An 18353-nucleotide genomic window follows, 5' to 3' on the forward strand; every position below is an offset into this window, starting at 1 on the left:
TATTCAACCAGTAGGACTAGCTGGCGCCGAGCAGCGTCACCACGCCGGCCGCCACCAGCACGCCTGCCCAGAGCCGGTCGACGTTGAACCAGGCCCGGCGCAGCACCCCGACGCCGAGGACCTCGTACACCAGCAGTGCGACGACCAGCGCGACGCCGAGCATGGCCGCGGTGTGCACGGCCGCCGCGGCCAGCCCGGTCAGCGCGCCGGCCGGCGCGGCGGCCAGGTGCCCGGCGTGCGGTCCGGCGCCGACCGCCGGCTCGGCGAGCAGCACCGGCAACAGCATCAGGCCCGCGCCGTGCGCCGCCGACATCAGGAACGACCAGGCGGCGAGCTGGGCCGCGGACAGCCGCATCCCGGCCCAGCGGAAGTGCCGCTCGGACAGCAGCCGCCACAGCCCGAACCCGACGAGCACCAGCCCACCGGTCACCGCGACCACGGTGCCGGCGGTCGCCGAGCGGATGGCGCTGACCAGCGCGGCGACCACCGCCACGGACGCCAGGTGACCGGCCGCGATCGGCGGCAGCGCGGCCAGCAGCGCGGCCCGCCGCTGCTCCTGCAGGCCCCGGGCCACCGCGAACAGCCAGCCCATCGCCGGGTTCAGGCCGTGGAACGCGCCGAGGCCGGCCAGCGCCGCCCAGGTCGCGCCGGTCACGGGAAGCAGTACGAGTCGGACGAGGCGTCGCCGCCCTGCAACCGGGTCTGGTGCACCCGCCGGCCCCGGAACTCGTCGCCGCGCGGGAAGAAGCGCGGGTCCGGGACCAGCCCGCCGTGCTCCGGGTCGACGTCCAGCTTCGCCACCCAGGCGCCCACCCCGTCGGGATAGAACTGGTCGTCCCAGGCGCCGTAGAGCGAGTTGCTGACGTAGACGCGTCGGCCGTCGCGGCTGATCTCGACCATCTGCGGGCCGCCGGCCAGCGGCTCGTCGGGGAACGCCGGGTGCGGGGTGCGGTGCACGATGCCGCCGAGGCGCACCGAGCCGACCCGCACCGGGTGGAACGGGTCGCTGACGTCGTAGCGGATCAACTCGCCGGTGCCCCAGCAGGAGACGTGCAGGAACCTGTCGTCCACCGACAGGTCGATGTCGGTGACCAGCGGCGGCACCGCGCCGAACGGTTTGAGCAGCTCCGGCAGGTCGCCCGGGTCGGCGGGCTCGGCCGGGACGTCGATCACCTTGGTCACCGCCCAGGCGTCGCCGTCGCGGTGCCACAGCCACACCGAGGCGGACAGGTCCTCGACGTTGATCACCACGCCGACGAAGCCGTACGACTTCGTCGGGTCGTGCGCGGGGCGCAGCTCCAGCGCCATCTGGTACGCGTCGCCCAGGTCGACGCGCTGCACGTGGCGGCGCTTCGCCAGGTCCCAGAAGTGGAGCGCGTGCCCGTACCGGCGGCCCAGCAGCAGCTCCCCGACGAGCCCGTCCTCGATCATCGACGGCGTGCCCCACTCGCTGGTGACCAGCACGTCCTGGGTGTAGTGCCACCAGAAGTCGTACGCCAGGAACTGCGGTCCCCGGTCGGCCTCCCACGCCCCGCGTACCTCGAACGTGGTGTGGTCGAGCACCGCGATGCCGCCGGGTCCCTCCTGGCCGTCGGCGCCGCCGAGCGCGGAGACGTAGATGCCGTCCGGACCGCAGTGCACGGTGTGCGGGCGCGAGTAGCCGGCCCGCCTCCCCAGCTCCTCCGGGCCGATCACCGTGACCAGTTCGGGGCGGCGGGGGTCCGGCTTGGTGTCCAGCACGTGGATCCGGGACGAGCGCAGCCCGGGCACGATCAGGTAGCGGCGTTCCACGTGCGGGTGCGGCGCGGTCGGGCAGAGCGCGCTGCTGCACGCGTTCCAGCCGAAGTGGTGCACCTCGTCGCCGGTGTGCGGCAGCTCGGTCCAGCCCACCACCCGGCCGTACTCCTCGGAGCCCGGGTCGGTGTCCAGCACCGCGATCGCGTCGGGGCGCTGCCCGGCGCGGTCGAACGCGGCCACGTAGGCCAGCTTCTCGGCCGGGGCGGCGGCGGCCAGGGCGGGGGACGGGTAGAACGACGGGTCGGGGGTCCAGCGGGTCATCGGTCCTCCGTGACGGTCAGGTGGTGGGCACACCGAGGCGGTCGAGCAGCCGCCGGCGCAGCGCGCCGAAGGCCGGGTCGTCGGGGCTGCGGGTCGGGCCGAGGTGGACCGGGATCTCCTCGGCGATCACGCCCCCGTCGAGCAGCAGGACGCGGTCGGCGAGCAGGAGCGCCTCCTCCACGTCGTGGGTGACCAGCAGCGCGGCGAAGCCGTGCTGGGCCCGCAGCCGGCGCAGCAGCCCCTGCATGCGCAGCCGGGTCAACGCGTCGAGCGCGCCGAACGGCTCGTCCAGGAGCAGCAGGTCCGGTTCGCGGACCAGCGCCCGCGCCACCGCGACCCGCTGCGCCTGGCCGCCGGAGAGTTCCGCCGGCCAGGCCCGGCCCCGGTCGGCGAGGCCGACCTCGGCCAGCGCGCGGGTGACCCGGCCACGGACGTCCGGGCCGCCGACGCCGAGTGCGACGTTGTCGGCGGCCCGCTTCCACGGCAGCAGCCGGTGTTCCTGGAACACCACAGCGGCGGCGCCGTGCACCGTCCAGGCGCCGCCGGCGGCGTCGTCCAGCCCGGCGAGCACGCGCAGCAGGGTGCTCTTGCCGGAGCCGCTGCCGCCGAGCAGCGCCACCGTCTCGCCGGCGGCGACGGTCAGGTCCACGCCGGCCAGCACCGGGGTCGGGCCGAAGGAGCGGGTCACCGCGCGCGCGGTGAGCACCGGCCCGCTCACGTCGCGCGCAGCCCGCGTCGCCATGCCAGGGTTCTCCTCTCCGCGAGGCGGATGAGCAGGTCCGACGCCAGGCCGAGCAGCGCGTAGACGAGCAGGCCGAGCACCACCACGTCGGTCTGGCTGAACTCGCGCGCCTCCATCATCAGGAAGCCGACGCCGGTCTGGGCGTTGACCTGCTCGCCGACGACCAGGCTGAGCCAGGCCGCGCCGATGGCCAGGCGCAGGCCGAGGAAGAGGGCGGGCAGCGCGCCGGGCAGCACCACGTGCCGCAGCCGAGCGGCCGGGCCGAGGCCACAGGTGCGGGCCGCCTCCACCAGCCGCTCGTCGATGTCGCGGATGCCTGCGTACAGGTTGAAGTAGATCGGGAAGAACGCGCCGAGCGCGACCAGGGTGATCTTCAGCGACTCGCCGATGCCGACCCAGATGATCAGCAGCGGGACCAGGCCGAGGTGCGGCAGCATCCGGGCCGCCTGCACCGGCGGGTCGACCAGGTCGTCGCCGAGGCGTAGCAGCCCGGCCGCCGCGCCGAGCACCAGCGCCAGGCCGCCGCCGACGAGCAGGCCGAGCGCGGCGCGGGTGAGCGAGTCGAGCAGGTGCACGCCGAGCGTGCCGTCGGCGGCCAGCCGCCAGCCGGTGGCGAGCACCGTGCTCGGCGCCGGCAGCTTCTCCGCCGGCAGCAGCCCGACCCGCGCGGCGGCCTCCCAGGCCAGCACCAGCGCCACCGGGCTGAGCAGCCGCCGCCACCGCCGGGCGGTCACGGCACGCGGTCGTCGCGGCGCCGGCCGGGGTACGACCGGAGCGGGCGCCTCGGCGAGCGCCGGGCCGCTCACCGGAACGCCTCGTTGAACCGCCCGTCCACCCGGCCGGCGATGTCCACCGGCCCGGGCACCAGTTTCAGCCCGACGAAGCTGTCCGCGATGGCCTGCAACTCCGTGCCGATCTCCGGGGTGACCGGCGCGAGCGGCTTGGCGCTGCGGGCCAGCGCCCGGGTGGTCACGTCCAGCGGGATGTTCAGCTCCGGCGCGAGGACGGCGGCCCGCTCGTCCGGGTGGGCGATGCCCCAGTCGGTGGTCTGCCGGTAGGCGTCCAGGAACGCCCGGACGTCGTCGGTGCGGTTCTTCACCGCGTCCGGCGCGGCCAGCACGTACTCGCGGTTGCCGGCCAGGCCGGTGGCGTCGGCGAGCACCCGCACGCCGGGCCGCTCGGCCAACGCGAAGTAGGGGTCCCAGATGATCCACGCGTCGACCTGCCCGTTGTCGAACGCGGGCCGTCCCTCGGCCGGCTTGAGATACTTGACGTTGACGTCGGCGAGCGTCATCTTGTTCGCCTCCAGCAGCTTCACCAGCAGCCAGTGCACGTTGGAACCCTTGTTCAGCGCCACGGTCCGGCCGCGCAGGTCGGCGAAGCTGCGGTACGGGCTGTCCGCCTTCACCAGCACCGCCTCGCCCTGCGGGATGGGTTGGGACGTGCCGACCACGGAGAACGGGATCTTCCCGGCCGCGGCGAAGACCGGTGGCGCCTCACCGGTCTGTCCGATGTCGATCGAGCCGGCCTTGAGTGCCTCGGTCAGCGCCGGGCCGCTCTCGAACAGCGACCAGGTGACGTTCTTGGCGGCGCCGCGCGCCTTGACCAGGCTCAGGCCGCCGAAGCGTTGGTAGCCGATCCGCAGCGGGGCGTCGTCGCCGCGGGCGTCGGCCGGCTCGCCGCCGCAGGCCGCCAGCGTGGTGGCGGCGAGCAGTGCGAGCGCGGCGAGCAGCGCGCTGACCCGGCGGCGGGGTCTCGACGGGGTACGCATGGCGACTCCTCGGGGAGGGGGATGGCCCGGCCGTCGGCGGGCGTCAGCAACCTACCAACCCGATAGGATTTATGGGTAGTGTGTCGCGGTGGTCGTCCCATCCCTCAGGAGACGGCCCGCCCGACTCGCGCCGGAGGCCACCATGTCGCTCACCTTCCACTGGTTCCTGCCGACCAACGGCGACAGCCGGGCCATCGTGGGCGGCGGGCACGGCGTGCCGGTCGGCGCCGCCGGCGGGGTTCGCCCGGCCGACGTCGCCTACCTCGGGCAGATCGCCCGCAGCGCCGAACAACTCGGCTTCGCCGGCGCGCTCACCCCCACCGGTGCCTGGTGCGAGGACGCCTGGCTGTCCACCGCCATGCTCACCGAGGTCACCGAGCGGCTGAAGTTCCTGGTGGCGTTCCGGCCCGGCCTGCTCTCTCCCACGCTCGCCGCGCAGATGGCCTCCACCTTCCAGCGGCTCTCCGGCGGCCGGCTGCTGCTCAACGTCGTCACCGGCGGCGAGTCCACCGAGCAGCGCGCCTACGGCGACTTCCTCGACAAGGACGCCCGCTACGCGCGCACCGACGAGTTCCTGCACGTGGTGCGGGCCCTGTGGCGCGGTGACACGGTCGACCACGACGGCGCCCACCTCCGGGTCGAGGGCGCCAAGCTGGCCCGGGTGCCCGACCCGGTGCCGCCTGTCTACTTCGGCGGGTCGTCCGCCGCCGCCGGCCCGGTCGCCGCCCGGCACAGCGACGTCTACCTGACCTGGGGTGAGCCGCCCGCCCAGGTCGCCGGCAAGCTGGACTGGATCCGTGGGCTGGCCGGCACGGCCGGCCGCGAGCTGCGCTACGGCATCCGGCTGCACGTGATCAGCCGGGACACCGCCGACGAGGCGTGGGCGCAGGCCCGCCGGCTGCTCGACGGCATCGCCCCCGACGACATCCGCGCCGTGCAGGAGGGGTTGCGGCGCAGCGAGTCCGAGGGGCAACGCCGGATGCTGGACCTGCACGGCGGCTCCCGCGACGGCCTGGAGATCGCGCCCAACCTGTGGGCCGGGGTGGGCCTGGTGCGCGGCGGCGCCGGCACCGCCCTGGTCGGCAGCCACACCGAGGTCGCCGACCGGATCGCCGAATACCACGCGCTCGGCATCGACGAGTTCATCCTCTCCGGGTACCCGCACCTGGAGGAGGCGTACTGGTTCGGCGAGGGGGTGTTGCCGATCCTGCGCCGGCGTGGGCTGTGGCGGCACCCGGCCGGCGAGCCCGCCGTCGAGGCGTCGGCGAGCGTGCCGTTCTCCCCCCAGCCGGTGCCGGCCCGCGGCTGACGCTCAACGCGGGGGCTGCCCGGCCAGGAAGTCGGCGAGCACCCGGGTGTGCGTGGAGAACGCCAGCTCGACCGGCTCGGTGAGCACCAGCCACTCGGTGGCCTCCTCGGTCGGCGCGGACGGCGGCAGGTCACCGGCCGGCCGCTCCGGCAGCACCCCGAAGACCATCATCGTGCCGCCGGCCGGGGCTCCGTGCACCGCGAACAGCCGCGCCTGGTCGGCGTCGGCGCGCAGCCCGGTCTCCTCCCGCAGCTCACGCACCAGCGCCTCGGACCACTCCTCGCCGTATTCGACGAAGCCGCCCGGCAGCGCCAGCTCGCCGCGGGCCGGCTCGATGTCGCGGCGTACCGCCACCACCCCGAGGCCCTCGGGCGTGCGAACCGGCAGCACCGCCACCGCGACGGGCAGCGGGTTGCGCCACACCGTCTCGCCGCAGGTCGGGCAGACGCGCGGCCACCCGGCACCCGCCGGGTAGGCCGCGCCGCAGAAGGAGCAGTGCGAGTACGCGGTCACACCGCGCACGTTACCCGCCTGACCTCGGCCCGTCGTCGGTCGAGGCGTGCCGGCCCGGAGCGGGCGCCCGTCACGACCGGCCCGCCAACCGGGAGCGTGCCTCCGTCAGGGCGAAGCCGAGCAGGTTCTCGCCCAGCCAGGTCGCCGGGTCGGCGGCGCGCGGATCGTCGGCGGTGAGGCCGATGCCCCAGAGGCGGTCGGTCGGGCTCGCCTCGACAAGCACCCGGTCGCCGGTGCCGAGCAGGAAACGCCGCAACGGCTCGTGCTGGCCGAACTTGGCCACGCTGCCGGCCACCACGACGTCCCAGCGACGGGCCGCCCAGACCGCCTCGTCGAAGCCGCGCACCTGCCGCCCGAGCGCCTTGGCCCGGTGCGGATGCGACGCGCCGAGCACCCGCTCGGCGATCGCGTGGTCGTCGAAGAGGGTGGCCTTGTGCCACATCATCCAGTGCTCGGCGGTGGCGAACTCCCGACCGTCCACGGTGAACGGCGCCGGCCACCACTGGCTGAGGCAGCCGGCGCCGACGCTGCCGTCGCGCTGCGGGCGGTGCCCCCAGAAGTGCAGGTATCTGATCGGTCGGCCGGTGTCGAGGGCGGCGGTCAGGTCGGCGACGGATCGGATCAGCATGGCCCGATCCTGCCAGCCCGCACCGACATGCCACTTCGTCCGCGCTCCGCTCTGTCGAGCGGGGCCCCTTCCTCTACCGCATGCGTCAACCGGGGGCCCCGCCTCACACCTCGGCGCCGGTGTAGAAGGCGGCGACCCGCTCGCCGGCGGCGCGGGCCTGGGCGGCGGGGGTGCCGGCGTCGACGCTGGCCGCGGTCCACCTGTCGCCGGACGCGGTGACGAACCGGCGGCCCTCGTCGGAGCCCATCCACTCGACCGCCGAAGCCGGGTCCACGCCCTCGCCGGCGGCGCCGAAGTGGGAGGCGAGACCGAGCAGCGCGAGGTCCCAGCCGATGCCGACCGCGCCCGGACCGTACTCGGCCCACCGCTTGTCGTCGATGTGCGCGACGTGCTCCAGCGCGAAGCGGGTACGCCCGGCGCCGGCGTCGCTCAGGCGCACCTCGATCCAGCTCACCTCGCCGCCGAACTCCCAGGTGGCGGCGAAGCCGTGCGGCGGGTCGCACCGCTGCACGGTGCCCTCGGCGTTGCCCTCCAGCCGGTAGCGGCCGCCGACGCCCAGGTCGCCGGAGACCGGCAGGAACCAGCGGGGGATCCGTTCCGGGTTGGTGCAGGCGTCGAAGACGTCCTCCACCGGCGCGTCGTACGTCTGGCTGACGGTCAGCACCCGCGCCTGCCCGGCGGGCAGCGTGCGGTCGCCGATCCGGCGCTCGACGGCGCTGATCTGGCCGGTCACGTCGGTCATGGGTCGGTCCTCTCGTCGTCGGGGTCGTTCTCGCGCAGCCTCCGTTCGCGGCGGCCCCGGGCCAGCTCGGTGGCGAGCGCGGCCAGCGGCGGCGTCCAGAAGCGGCGGAAGCCGGCCAGCCACGCGTCGATCTCGCGCAGCGGGCCGGGGTCGACCGCGTAGAGCCGGCGGGTGCCGTCGGCGCGCACGGTGGTGAAGCCGTGCTCGCGCAGCACCTTGAGGTGCTGGGAGACGGCGGGCTGGCTGATGCCGAACTCGCGCCGCACGGTCTCGCCGAGCGCGCCGGCGGGCTGCTCGCCGTCGGCGAGCAGCTCCAGGATCCGCCGTCGGACCGGGTCGCCGAGGACGTCGAAGGCGTGCACGACCCCTTTATATCAGAACGAGCTTATATAAGCGAGCACTGCATTATCGGCGAACTGTGCCGACGCCTGAACTCCGGCGTGCCCGGTCCGTTGAGTTAAGCGGGGCCCCTTCCTCTGCCGAATGCGTTAACAAGGGGCCCCGCCTTGCATCTCAGCCGCCGAGGCGGGTGGCCACCGTGCGGCGCAGCTCCGGCAGCCGGTCGTGCAGCAGGCCGGGGCACTGGGTCGAGTTGAAGTCCTTGTGCCCGTAGATCTCGGTGGGCGCGATGCCGTACTGTTGGCAGGTGAACGCGCAGAACCAGACCAGGCTGTCCCACAGCGCCTGGGGCGGCTGCACGTCGAGGTAGATGCCGTCGTTCTCGATGCCGATGGCCTGGCTGTTCTGCCCGACGCAGTGCGCGCCCTGCACCATGCTCTGCCCGTGCAGCAGCCCGTAGAGGCTGCCGTGCCGACCCTCGGTCAGATAGCCGCCGCGGCTGTTGGTGAAGTGCTGGCCGGAGTCGAGCCAGCCGTTGGAGTCCATGTGCAGGTTCTGGATGTCGCGGGAGTTCCGGTAGGCCTGGGCGAGGCTGTAGTCGGTGGTGTTCGGGAACGCCGTGTGATGGATGATGATCTTGTTGGGTCGGCTCTGCACCACGCTGACCGGCGACGAGGGCGGCCGGGCGCTCCAGGTCGCGCAGTTGGCGATGGTCGGCTGGTCGACCCGGGCCGCGGCGGCCCGCGCGTCGCCGGCACCGACCTGGGTGAGCGCGCCGGCGCCGGCGGCGGCGCCGAGCAGGACCGCGCCGCGCAGCACGGCCCGCCGGGGGAGAGGAACGGACATCGGGGCCTCCTCGTGGGTACGGACGCCGCGGCGGGACGGGCCGTCGAGGCCCCCCCGCCGCGGTGGGTCAGCAGGTGCCGTTGCAGGCGAGCACCCGGAGCCGGTCCAGGGTGCCGTTCCAGACGTTCTGGTCGCCGGGGAAGGTGCCGGAGGAGGACCACTGCCAGAAGGAGTACGTGCCCCAGCCGGCCGGCAGCGTGCCGACGCTGCTGGAGTAGCGCGCGATCCACAGTGGGTTGTTGGCGGCGAACTGCGAGGTGTTGCCGGTGCAGGTGCTCCACCAGTCGGTGGTGGTGTAGATGGTGGCCCACCGGCCGGTGCGGGCGTAGTACTGGTTGACGAACGAGGCGATCCAGCTCCGCATCGACGCCTGGCTCAGTCCGTAGCAGGTGGCGCCGTACGGGTTGTACTCGATGTCGAGCGCGCCGGGCAGCGTCCTGCCGTCCCGCGACCAGCCGCCGCCGTGGTCGACGAAGTAGTTGGCCTGGGTGGCGCCGCTCGTGGTGTCCGGGCGGGCGAAGTGGTACGCCCCGCGGATCATCCCGACGTTGTACGAGCCGTTGTACTGCTGGGCGAAGTAGGCGTTGGTGTAGTAGGTGCCCTCGGTCGCCTTGACGTAGGCGAACCGGGCCCCGTTGGCCCAGGCGGTGGACCAGTTCACGTTGCCCTGGTAGCTGGAGACGTCCATGCCGGGCAGGCCGGCCGGTGCGGCGTGGGCGGGCGCCGCGCCGAGCAGGGCGGCCGCGGCGGCGGTGACGGTGGCGAGGGCGGCGGCGCCGGTGGCGCGCAGCGCCGTGCGCAGGAGACGGTGCATCTTTCCTCCCGGGGGGTTGCCGCTCGTGGCGGCGGGAGTTGGACGAAAGGAACTGTCAACATTAGGTCACACGACGGAGAAACTTTTCAATAGACGTATCGAAGATTTTCTTGGGATTTGATGCCGCCGAGCGCCTCGGCGGCGGCGCGCTCGCCGGCGGTCACCGCGCCCTCCAGGTAGCCGCTCCACCGGGTCGCGGTCTCCGTCCCGGCCCAGTGCACCCGCCCCACCGGCGCCCGTAGCTCGGGGCCGTAGTCGCACCACGAGCCGGGGGTGAGCAGGCCGCAGAAGCAGCCGCGGGTCCATGGGTCGGCCGACCAGTCGTACTCGACCAGCTCCTCGGGCTCGGCGGCGGCCGGGCCGAAGAGCGCGACCAGCGCGTCGCACAGCGCGGCGCGGCGCGCGGCGTCCGGCAGCCGGCGCAGCGCCCGGGCCTGCGCGCCGTAACTGAATCCGGTGAGCACCCCGCCCGGCAGGCCGGGCAGCGAGTTGTCCACCGTCTCGGTGAGCGGCCCGGTGTCCGTGGTGGCCACCCCGGACCGGCCGTCGGCCCGCCAGAACGGCGCCGGGTAGCGCGCGTGCACCTTCAGCGCCGCGCCCATCGGCATCCGCTGGGTCAACCCGTCGCGCAGTGCCGGCAGCGGCGGGTCGTACCGGATCCGGCCGGCCAGCGCCGGGGCGAGCGCGACCACCACCGCGTCGCCGGCGTGCACCTCGTCGCCGGCGCGGACCCGCACGCCGCAGGCGTCCTGCGCGATCGCGTCCACCGGCGCGCCCAGGCGCAGGCGCCCCGGCGGCAGCGCGTCCGCCATCCGCCGCGCCAGCGCGGCCGGCCCGCCGACGATCCGGTCCTGCTGCGCGCCGCCGGCCATGCCGAGCAGCGAGCCGGCCCCACCGCCGCTGCGCAGGTAGAACAGCATCTGCAACATCGACACCTCGTCCGGCGAGGCGGCCAACAGGCCCCCGGCGAGCAGTCGGCCGGCGTAGCGGGCGACGACCCGGTCGCCCGCGGTGGCGTCGAGCCAACCGCCAAGCGTGGTCCGGTCCCACTCCGCCGCCCCGGCGGCCCGCCACGGCGCGGCCGGGTCGACGCCGGCCGCCAACTCGTCCAACGTGCCGAGCAGCCCGGCCAGCCCGGCCGGCTCCTCGGACGCCGGCCGGCCGTCCAGCAGTCGCGTCGGCGCGCCGTGCGCCGGAGACGGGAAGGTCTCCAGTCCGTACGCGGCGACCAGCGCGTACATCCGGTCCTGGGTGGGGCCGATCCACTGCGCGCCGAGGTCGAGCCACCCGCCGCCGGGCAGCCGGCGGCTCAGCGTCCGGCCGCCCACCCGGTCGCGCGCCTCCAGCACCAGCGGGTCGGCGCCGGCCTCGGCCAGGGCGAGCGCGCAGGCCAGCCCGGAGAACCCCGCCCCCACCACGATCACCCGGCCGCCGCGCACGCGCCGGCATACCCCGATCCCGGCGAGAATCCCGTCCGTCCGGCGTGTCGAAACCGGCGTCCGCCGTTCGTGTGAAGGGTGGAGGGCGGCACCGGGCCGCCGGAGGGCACGAGGAGGAACCCGTGAAGCAGTACCTGATCAGCATGTACCAGCCGACCGGCGCGGACCGGCCGGACCCGGAGTTCCTGGCCGGTGTGATGCGCGAGGTCGAGACCATCCGCCGGGAGCTGCGCGAGGCCGGGAGCTGGGTGTTCGGCGACGGGCTGCACGCGCCGGAGACCGCCACCGTGCTGCGCCCGGCCGGCGACGAGGTGCTGGTCACCGACGGGCCGTTCGCCGAGGGCAAGGAGTACCTCGGCGGCGTCACCATCATCCGCGCGCCCGACCTGGACGCCGCGCTCGACTGGGGTCGCCGCTACGCCCGCGCCACGACCCTGCCGATCGAGGTCCGCCCGTTCCAGAGCGAGGGATGACCGCTGTCGAACGGGTCTTCCGGGCGGAGTACGGCCGCGCGGTAGCCGTCCTGGTCCGCCTCCTCGGCGACATCGACCTCGCCGAGGAGGCGGTCCAGGAGGCGTTCGCGATCGCGGTACGGCGCTGGGCGGTCGACGGCCCGCCGCCCAGCCCGAGTGGCTGGATCGTCACCACCGCCCGCAACCGGGCCATCGACCGGCTGCGCCGCGAGTCCACCCGGGCCGCCCGGCACGCCGAGGCCGCCCTGCTGCGCGCCGCCGACCCGCCCGCCGAGGAGGGACCCGTGCCCGACGACCGGCTCCGCCTGATCTTCACCTGCTGCCACCCGGCGCTGCGCCCCGCCGCCCGGGTGGCGCTGACGCTGCGCCTGCTCGGCGGCCTGAGAACCGCCGAGATCGCCCGGGCCTTCCTGGTGCCGGAGTCGACCATGGCGCAGCGCCTGGTCCGGGCCAAGGCCAAGATCCGCGACGCCGGGATCCCGTACCGGGTGCCCCGCGACGCCGACCTGCCCGACCGGGTGCGCGGGGTGCTGGCCGTGGTCTATCTGATCTTCAACGAGGGGCACACCGCCAGCGCGGGGGAGCGGCTGGGCCGGGTCGAGCTGGGCGCCGAGGCGATCCGACTCGGTCGGCTGCTGGCCGCGCTGATGCCGGACGAGCCGGAGGTGCTCGGCCTGCTCGCGCTGATGCTGCTCACCGAGGCGCGCCGGGCCGCTCGCACCGGGCCCGACCAGGTGCCGGTGTCCCTGGCCGAGCAGGACCGCCGTCGCTGGGACCCGGCGCTGGTCGTCGAGGGGCAGGAGCTGGTGCGGCGGTGCCTGCGGCGCGACCGGCCCGGCCCGTACCAGATCCAGGCCGCGATCAACGCGGTGCACGCCGACGCGACCACCGCCGCCGGCACCGACTGGACCCAGATCCTCGCGCTCTACGACCAGTTGGCGGCCCGCGCGCCGGGGCCGGTGGTGGCGCTGAACCGGGCGGTCGCGCTGGCCGAGGTGCGCGGACCGGCCCCCGCCCTGGCCGAGGTGGACCGGCTGGACCTGACCGGCTACCACGTGTGGCACGCGGTGCGGGCCGACCTGTTGCGCCGGCTCGACCGGCCGGCCGAGGCCCGGGCCGCGTACGACGCGGCGATCGCCGGCACCGCCAACACCGCCGAGCGGGAGTTCCTGCGCCGCCGCCGGGACCGCCCGGCCGGGTAGCCGTGCCTACGCGTCGCGCAGCCGGCGCAGGATCCGGGTCAGCTCCGTGCGGTCGCCCGCGTCGAGCGCCTCGAAGAACCGTTCCGCCTCGGTGGCCCGCGCGGTCTGGATGGCGGCGCCGACCCGCTCGCCCTCGGCGGTCGGCGCGACGAGCGTGGCTCGCCTGTCACCCGGGTCGGGTCGCCGCTCGACCAGCCCGCGTTCCTGGAGCCCGTCCACCACCTCGGTGGCCGAGCGGGGCGCGATGCGCAGGTGCTCGGCGAGCGTGCCGGGCCGTAGCGCCCCGTGCCGCAGCAGCACCCCCAGCGCCCGCGCCTGCCCCGGGCTGATCTCCCACGGTTCCAGCGCGCGTTTGGTCTGGTGGCGCAGTCGCCGGGTCACCGCCCAGAACGTCTCGGCCAGGCTCTCCTCGTCGCTGCCGGTCACGGGAATACGGTAGCAGCATCTCCTGTTGTTCCCTCATGATGAGGTAACCTCAGCATTATTCCGGACAGAGGAGAACCCCTTGGCATCCACCCCCGACGGCCGTGGAGCCGGCCGAACCGTGTCCGCCGCCGAGAAGGCCCAGGCCCGCGACGTGTCACTACGCCGCATCGGCGGCCTCTTCACCGCCCACCGCGGCCCGCTCGCCGCCGTGGTGGCGATCATCGTGGCGTCCTCGATCATCGCGATGGCGTCGCCGTTCCTGCTGCGTACCGTCATCGACCGGGCCCTGCCCGAGCGTGACCTGACGTTGCTGGCCTGGCTGGTCGCGGCCATGGTCGCGGTCGCCGCCGTGACCGCCGTGCTCGGCGTCGCCCAGACCTGGATCTCCACCCGGGTCGGCCAGGAGGTCATGCACCGGCTGCGCACCGACGTCTTCGCCCACCTCCAACGCCAGTCGATCGGCTTCTTCGTGCGCACCCGCACCGGCGAGGTGCAGTCGCGCATCACCAACGACATCGGCGGCATGCAGTCGGTGGTCACCTCCACCGCCACCTCGATCGCCGCCAACCTCACCACCGTCGTCGCCACCGCCGTCGCCATGCTGGCGCTGAGCTGGCGACTCACGCTCGTCTCGCTCGTCGTGCTGCCGCCCGCGCTCTGGCTCACCCGCCGGGTCGCCCGGCTGCGCCGCGAGATCACCGCGCGCCGCCAGCGGGAGCTGGCCGACCTCACCGTCACCATCGAGGAGAGCCTGTCGGTCAGCGGCGTCCGGCTGGCCAAGACGCTCGGCACCGGCACGGCCCTGGTCGACCGGTTCACCGCCTCCTCGGCCCGCCTGGTCGACCTGGAGCTGCGCTCCGAGCTGGCCGGCCGCTGGCGGATGGCCGCCATGACGGTGGTCTTCGCCGCCATCCCCGCGGTGATCTACCTGGGCGCCGGCCTGCCCGGCACCGCCGGCACGCTCACCATCGGCACGCTCGTCGCGTTCACCGCGCTGCAGGGCAACCTGTTCCGCCCGCTGATGGGCCTGCTCAACGTCGGCGTCACGCTGACCGCCTCGCTGGCGCTGTTCGCCCGCATCTTCGAATACCTCGACCTGCCGGTGGAGGTCGCCGAGCCGACCCGCCCGGCGACGCTGGATCCGGCCACGGTCCGCGGCCACCTGCGCGTCGAGGACGTCACCTTCAGCTATCCGGGCAGCGACACCGCCGCGCTCGCCGGCGTCAGCCTGGACGTCCCGGCCGGCACCAGCCTGGCCCTGGTCGGCGAGACCGGCTCCGGCAAGAGCACGCTCGCCGCCCTGCTCAGCCGGCTGCACGACCCGGACGCCGGCCGGATCACCATCGACGGCGTCGACCTGCGCGACGTGCGCCTGGCCGACCTGGCCGCCGTCGTGGGCGTGGTCAGCCAGGAGACCTACCTGCTGCACGCCACCGTGCGCGACAACCTCCGGTACGCCCGGCCAGATGCCACCGACGCCGACATCGAGGCCGCCGCCCGCGCCGCCCGGATCCACGACCTGATCGTCGCGCTGCCCGACGGGTACGACACCATGGTCGGTTCCCGCGGCCACCGCTTCTCCGGCGGCGAGCAACAGCGCCTGGCCATTGCCCGGACGCTGCTGCGCGACCCGCGGATCCTGGTCCTCGACGAGGCGACGAGCGCGCTGGACACCGAGACCGAGCGCGCCGTGCAGCGGGCCCTGGACGAGCTGGCCCGCGGCCGTACCGTGGTGACCATCGCGCACCGCCTCTCCACGGTCCGCGACGCCGACCGGATCGCCGTGCTCGACCACGGCCGCATCGTCGAGTCCGGCACCCACCAGTCCCTCCTCACCCACCAGGGCCGCTACGCCACCCTCCTCGGCTGAGCGTCCCCTCCCGCCCGGTCGATCATGAAGTTGGCGGCATGAATGGAGATCATCATCGCCGTCAACTTCATGATCGACGCGGTGCGGGCGGGGGTGGGGGTGGGGGGTCCGGGGGTGGGGGGAGCAGGGGCTCCAGGGGGGTGAACGTCTCCACCGGGGCGTCGGGGCGTGGGCCGCGGCGTGCGGTCGGCGGGCGCGCCCGGTCCCGTCGGGTGGGCTCGGGGCGCGGCGGGTCGGGTGGGGTGCCGCTGTCGCGCTCCTGGGCGTACTCGGTGCGCCGCCGGGCCAGGTCGCGCTCGCACTCCAGCGCGATGCGCTGCTCCCAGTACGGCTGGAGCAGCCGACGGACCCGCTCGTCGAGGTGCACCGTCACGTCCGGCTCGCAGGCGAACGACACCTCGCCGCGCGCGTACGTCCAGGGTGGCGGGTCGTCGGCGGCCAGCGCCTCGGTCAGCGCGGCGAGCAGCTCACGTGGGCGGTGCGGCGGCACCTCGCCCGCGCAGCGGACCGCCAGGCGGCGCAGGCGCTGCGTGGCCTGCGGCTGGAAGTAGTCGACGTACCAGCCGAACAGCTCCGGCCGGGCGGTGTCGGAGGACCAGGTGAAGGTGGCGCGGATCAGGAACACGTAGACCTGTCCCTGCGCCGGCGCCACCAGCGGCTCCGGGTACCGCCGGTCGACGGTGGTCATCGGCGTGGCCGGCGCCTCGGACCACCAGAGTCGCCGCAGCGTCGGCTGGGCGCCGGCCCAGAACCTGCGGGTACGCGAGCGCGCCGCGTCCCCGAGCGTCCGGGCCCGAGCGGCCCAGCGTCGCCGCCGGCCGTCGACGGGTACGCCGGGTGTCGCCCCCGGGCCGGGGTCGTCCGGCTCTCCGGTCATCGCACCCCCTCCGCCGGTCGGCAGCCACCCGCCCGGGAGTCGAGGTCGGCGGCTCCCGGGCCGGTCGGGCGAGGGGTGTACGGGTCGTCGCGCGCGGCGACCCGCGATCCACCGTAACAACCGCTGCGGGCGGTGGCGGGCAGCCGCGCGGGCGAGGGCATCCAGCTCCTGATCGACCGATCGGATGAGCCGCTTCCTAGTCCTATCGACGGGACTTCGGACCGGCAGTCTGTTAACGTGCTCATGCGGTCGGTCCCGTTGATGGGACCGACCGTCCAGACCGGACGCCGATCTCCGCGTGATGTCTTGATTCCGCCAGGTGGCGCTTCGTAGCGTGAAACTCCGCGATCGGGCCGGCGGTGGGGGCGCCGGCGGTCCGACGCGATCGTCACTGTGGGGTGGGAATGCTGATCGCCGGAGCCGTACCGGTAGCGCGCGTCATGGCGGAGTTGAGCACCGAGCGGTCCCTGTTCCACTCCGCGGCCGACTTCCAGCACGCGTTCTCCTGGACCGTCCGCCGGCTCGACGGTGACCTGCGCGTCCGCCTCGCCGTGCGGCAGGAGCGGAACGAGGACCTGGACCTGCTCTGCCACGGCCCGCGCGGCCGGACCGCGATCGAACTGAGCTACGTCACCATCCGCTGGAACGGCGCCGACCCGCACACCGGCGAGGACTACGGCCTACGCAGCCACACCGCCGCCGAGATCGTCCGGAACCGCTTCGTCGCCGACGTCGAGCGGCTGGAGATCCTCTGCGGCGCCGAACCGGCCGGGACGGACGGGCTGGCCCTCCTGCTCACCAACGACCACGCGCTGTGGCGGGCCCCCGTCACCGACCAGCCCACCCGGGACCGCGAGTTCCGGCTGCACGACGGCCGGCGGCTCACCGGCGCGCTCCGGTGGGGCGTCGACGGCCGCTACTTCCTGCCGAACGAGCGCCACCTGACCGGCGACTACCGGCTCGACTGGCGGGACTTCAGCCACCTGCCGGGGCGCCACGGCCAGTTCCGCTGGCTCGCCGTGCCGGTCGCGGGGCGGGACTGACCGGATGGGCGTGGAGGCGCGCCAGGCCGCCGGCCGGACCGTGGAGTTCCTCAGATCCGTCGCCGAGCGGCGCTACGACCGGGTCTGGACCCCCGACGTGCTCCGTCGTACCCCGGACGTGCAGGGGTTCGCCGTCTTCCACCGCGGCGGCCTGGCGCTGGCCCAGGTCGCGGTCGCCCCGGGCGACCCGACCCGCTGCCGCGTCCGGACGTCCTGCGCGGCCGGCGCCGACGTGACGGACGTGTCCGAGGCGACGGTCTGGGCGGACATCAGGAACCAGTTGACCGAGGAGGGGCACTACCGTTGCCTCGTCGCGCCCGACCGGCACGCCTGCCACGTGGTGTTCACCCGTGACCTCAGTGTCCCACCGATCGGGGACGCGACCGCGCCCGCCACGCGTTCCGCACGCGATCTGCTCGACGGCGCGCTGGCGACGTGCGTGCACAACGCCACGGCCGACTTCCGCGACCTGTCCGCCTACCTCGCGGCCCGACCGCTGGAGCCGACCGAGGCCGACGCCCGGTTCCTCTTCGCCTGCGCCCGGGGCTGAGCCGTCCTGCGGGACGGCGTCGGCTCCGCGGCCGGCCGCAACCCCGCGAGCCGGACGAAGATCTCCCGCTTCGCGGTGGCTGCGCCACGCCGATCGAGGACGTAACCGGTCAACCAGAGCCAACCGAGGTGCGTCAGCTCGGGGCCGACCGAGGCGACCCGGAACGTCAGCGCACGGTCGCCGGCGAACTGCACCGAGGCGCGGCCGTCGACCCGCAGCAGGTCACCCGGTCGCGGGCGCACCGCTACCAGCGGCCCTCGTTCGGTGGACGGCACTCACGGGCGTGCATCGCCTGCCAGTCCCGCAGGGCCCGCGTCAGCCGCTCGTTCTCCACCGTGAGCCGGCGGAGCTGCCGGTGCAGGTCGGTCAGCTCGTCGGCCACCTCGGTCTGGAACGCGCGTACCTGATCGCCGTCGACGCCCCGCCGAGTCGCGGTGTGATCGAATCGGATCGCCACGCGAGGAGTGCCATGCGAGAAGTGCCGGATTACTGGCGCATCGCCGATGACGTGATCGCCGATGTCAGATCGAAGAAGCTGAAGCCGGGGGAGAAGCTGCCCTCGATCGCCGTGCTGCGCGAGAAATACCGTGTCAGCCACGGCACCGTGCAGATGGCCTATGCACGGCTGGAAGCCCTGCGGGTGATCCGGCGTCAGCAGGGCAAGGGCGTCTTCGTGACGGACCCGAAGACCTGGATGAGAGAGCCGTAGCC

The 18353-nt window shown here is 74.4% G+C and carries 22 protein-coding genes; 7 read left to right on the forward strand and 15 right to left on the reverse strand.

All coding sequences use genetic code 11. The features are described from left to right. Positions 1–16 precede the first annotated feature (16 nt). The 5 genes from ACIA5A_RS07310 to ACIA5A_RS07330 are packed head-to-tail and all read right to left on the reverse strand — an operon-like array spanning position 17 to position 4571. Positions 17–655: a hypothetical protein gene (locus ACIA5A_RS07310; RefSeq protein WP_396757451.1), complete on the reverse strand. Its 639-nt coding sequence runs from the start codon at positions 653–655 to the stop codon at positions 17–19. Next, on the reverse strand, positions 652–2058 hold the full coding sequence (locus tag ACIA5A_RS07315; RefSeq protein ID WP_396757453.1) for a selenium-binding protein SBP56-related protein: 1407 nt from the start codon (positions 2056–2058) through the stop codon (positions 652–654). Before ACIA5A_RS07315 ends, ACIA5A_RS07310 begins: the two co-directional genes overlap by 4 nt. Before the next feature lie 16 nt (positions 2059–2074). After that, the gene (locus ACIA5A_RS07320; protein ID WP_396757456.1) at positions 2075–2800 is read right to left on the reverse strand and encodes an ABC transporter ATP-binding protein; all 726 of its coding nucleotides are present in this window, start codon (positions 2798–2800) and stop codon (positions 2075–2077) included. Beyond that, complete coding sequence (locus ACIA5A_RS07325; RefSeq protein ID WP_396757459.1) at positions 2773–3606, reverse strand: ABC transporter permease; 834 nt, start codon at positions 3604–3606, stop codon at positions 2773–2775. Before ACIA5A_RS07325 ends, ACIA5A_RS07320 begins: the two co-directional genes overlap by 28 nt. Further along, entirely contained in the window at positions 3603–4571 is a 969-nt protein-coding gene (locus tag ACIA5A_RS07330) for a sulfonate ABC transporter substrate-binding protein (RefSeq protein WP_396757462.1), read from the reverse strand. The genes ACIA5A_RS07325 and ACIA5A_RS07330 overlap by 4 nt, the downstream gene beginning before the upstream one ends. A 142-nt stretch (positions 4572–4713) precedes the next feature. Here ACIA5A_RS07330 and ACIA5A_RS07335 point away from each other — a divergent pair, with 142 nt between their 5' ends. Continuing rightward, complete coding sequence (locus ACIA5A_RS07335; protein ID WP_396757464.1) at positions 4714–5880, forward strand: LLM class flavin-dependent oxidoreductase; 1167 nt, start codon at positions 4714–4716, stop codon at positions 5878–5880. A 3-nt stretch (positions 5881–5883) separates the two neighbouring features. Here ACIA5A_RS07335 and ACIA5A_RS07340 read toward each other — a convergent pair whose 3' ends face one another. The 7 genes from ACIA5A_RS07340 to ACIA5A_RS07370 form a co-directional block, all read right to left on the reverse strand. Continuing rightward, on the reverse strand, positions 5884–6393 hold the full coding sequence (locus ACIA5A_RS07340; RefSeq protein ID WP_396757467.1) for an NUDIX domain-containing protein: 510 nt from the start codon (positions 6391–6393) through the stop codon (positions 5884–5886). 70 nt (positions 6394–6463) lie between these two features. Continuing rightward, a complete protein-coding gene (locus tag ACIA5A_RS07345; RefSeq protein ID WP_396757470.1) occupies positions 6464–7021 on the reverse strand; it encodes an NADAR family protein in 558 nt (185 codons plus the stop codon). A 103-nt stretch (positions 7022–7124) separates the two neighbouring features. Beyond that, a complete protein-coding gene (locus ACIA5A_RS07350; protein WP_396757473.1) occupies positions 7125–7763 on the reverse strand; it encodes an SRPBCC family protein in 639 nt (212 codons plus the stop codon). Then, on the reverse strand, positions 7760–8125 hold the full coding sequence (locus ACIA5A_RS07355) for an ArsR/SmtB family transcription factor (protein ID WP_396757476.1): 366 nt from the start codon (positions 8123–8125) through the stop codon (positions 7760–7762). Before ACIA5A_RS07355 ends, ACIA5A_RS07350 begins: the two co-directional genes overlap by 4 nt. Before the next feature lie 151 nt (positions 8126–8276). Beyond that, complete coding sequence (locus ACIA5A_RS07360; RefSeq protein WP_396757478.1) at positions 8277–8948, reverse strand: peptidoglycan recognition family protein; 672 nt, start codon at positions 8946–8948, stop codon at positions 8277–8279. A 67-nt stretch (positions 8949–9015) separates the two neighbouring features. After that, positions 9016–9762: a lysozyme gene (locus ACIA5A_RS07365; RefSeq protein ID WP_396757481.1), complete on the reverse strand. Its 747-nt coding sequence runs from the start codon at positions 9760–9762 to the stop codon at positions 9016–9018. An 86-nt stretch (positions 9763–9848) separates the two neighbouring features. Next, a complete protein-coding gene (locus ACIA5A_RS07370; protein ID WP_396757484.1) occupies positions 9849–11201 on the reverse strand; it encodes a flavin monoamine oxidase family protein in 1353 nt (450 codons plus the stop codon). 122 nt (positions 11202–11323) lie between these two features. Here ACIA5A_RS07370 and ACIA5A_RS07375 point away from each other — a divergent pair, with 122 nt between their 5' ends. Beyond that, positions 11324–11674 carry a YciI family protein gene (locus ACIA5A_RS07375; protein ID WP_396757487.1) on the forward strand — a complete coding sequence of 117 codons (351 nt, stop codon included), beginning with the start codon at positions 11324–11326 and terminating at the stop codon, positions 11672–11674. Next, complete coding sequence (locus ACIA5A_RS07380) at positions 11671–12876, forward strand: RNA polymerase sigma factor (protein WP_396757489.1); 1206 nt, start codon at positions 11671–11673, stop codon at positions 12874–12876. The genes ACIA5A_RS07375 and ACIA5A_RS07380 overlap by 4 nt, the downstream gene beginning before the upstream one ends. Positions 12877–12882: 6 nt before the next feature. On the opposite strand, the gene ACIA5A_RS07385 is transcribed toward ACIA5A_RS07380, so the two are convergent. After that, on the reverse strand, positions 12883–13302 hold the full coding sequence (locus ACIA5A_RS07385; RefSeq protein ID WP_396757492.1) for a MarR family winged helix-turn-helix transcriptional regulator: 420 nt from the start codon (positions 13300–13302) through the stop codon (positions 12883–12885). Between the two features lie 118 nt (positions 13303–13420). On the opposite strand from ACIA5A_RS07385, the gene ACIA5A_RS07390 reads away from it, so the two are divergent. Next, the gene (locus ACIA5A_RS07390) at positions 13421–15172 is read left to right on the forward strand and encodes an ABC transporter ATP-binding protein (RefSeq protein WP_396757495.1); all 1752 of its coding nucleotides are present in this window, start codon (positions 13421–13423) and stop codon (positions 15170–15172) included. A gap of 67 nt (positions 15173–15239) precedes the next feature. Here the strand turns inward: ACIA5A_RS07390 and ACIA5A_RS07395 are convergent, their stop codons facing one another. Beyond that, a complete protein-coding gene (locus ACIA5A_RS07395; protein ID WP_396757498.1) occupies positions 15240–16049 on the reverse strand; it encodes a hypothetical protein in 810 nt (269 codons plus the stop codon). Between the two features lie 440 nt (positions 16050–16489). On the opposite strand from ACIA5A_RS07395, the gene ACIA5A_RS07400 reads away from it, so the two are divergent. Further along, positions 16490–17092 (forward strand): hypothetical protein, encoded by a 603-nt coding sequence (locus tag ACIA5A_RS07400; RefSeq protein WP_396757501.1) that lies wholly within the window; start codon positions 16490–16492, stop codon positions 17090–17092. Between the two features lie 4 nt (positions 17093–17096). Then, complete coding sequence (locus ACIA5A_RS07405; protein WP_396757504.1) at positions 17097–17642, forward strand: hypothetical protein; 546 nt, start codon at positions 17097–17099, stop codon at positions 17640–17642. Between the two features lie 244 nt (positions 17643–17886). Here ACIA5A_RS07405 and ACIA5A_RS07410 read toward each other — a convergent pair whose 3' ends face one another. After that, positions 17887–18099 carry a cell division protein DivIVA gene (locus tag ACIA5A_RS07410; protein ID WP_396757507.1) on the reverse strand — a complete coding sequence of 71 codons (213 nt, stop codon included), beginning with the start codon at positions 18097–18099 and terminating at the stop codon, positions 17887–17889. 12 nt (positions 18100–18111) lie between these two features. Between ACIA5A_RS07410 and ACIA5A_RS07415 the strand changes: the two genes are divergently transcribed. Continuing rightward, the gene (locus ACIA5A_RS07415) at positions 18112–18351 is read left to right on the forward strand and encodes a winged helix-turn-helix domain-containing protein (protein WP_396757510.1); all 240 of its coding nucleotides are present in this window, start codon (positions 18112–18114) and stop codon (positions 18349–18351) included. Positions 18352–18353: the final 2 nt, after the last annotated feature.

Source organism: Micromonospora sp. NPDC051300 (assembly GCF_044455315.1).
In the GTDB taxonomy this organism is placed as follows: Bacteria; Actinomycetota; Actinomycetes; order Mycobacteriales; family Micromonosporaceae; genus Micromonospora; species Micromonospora robiginosa.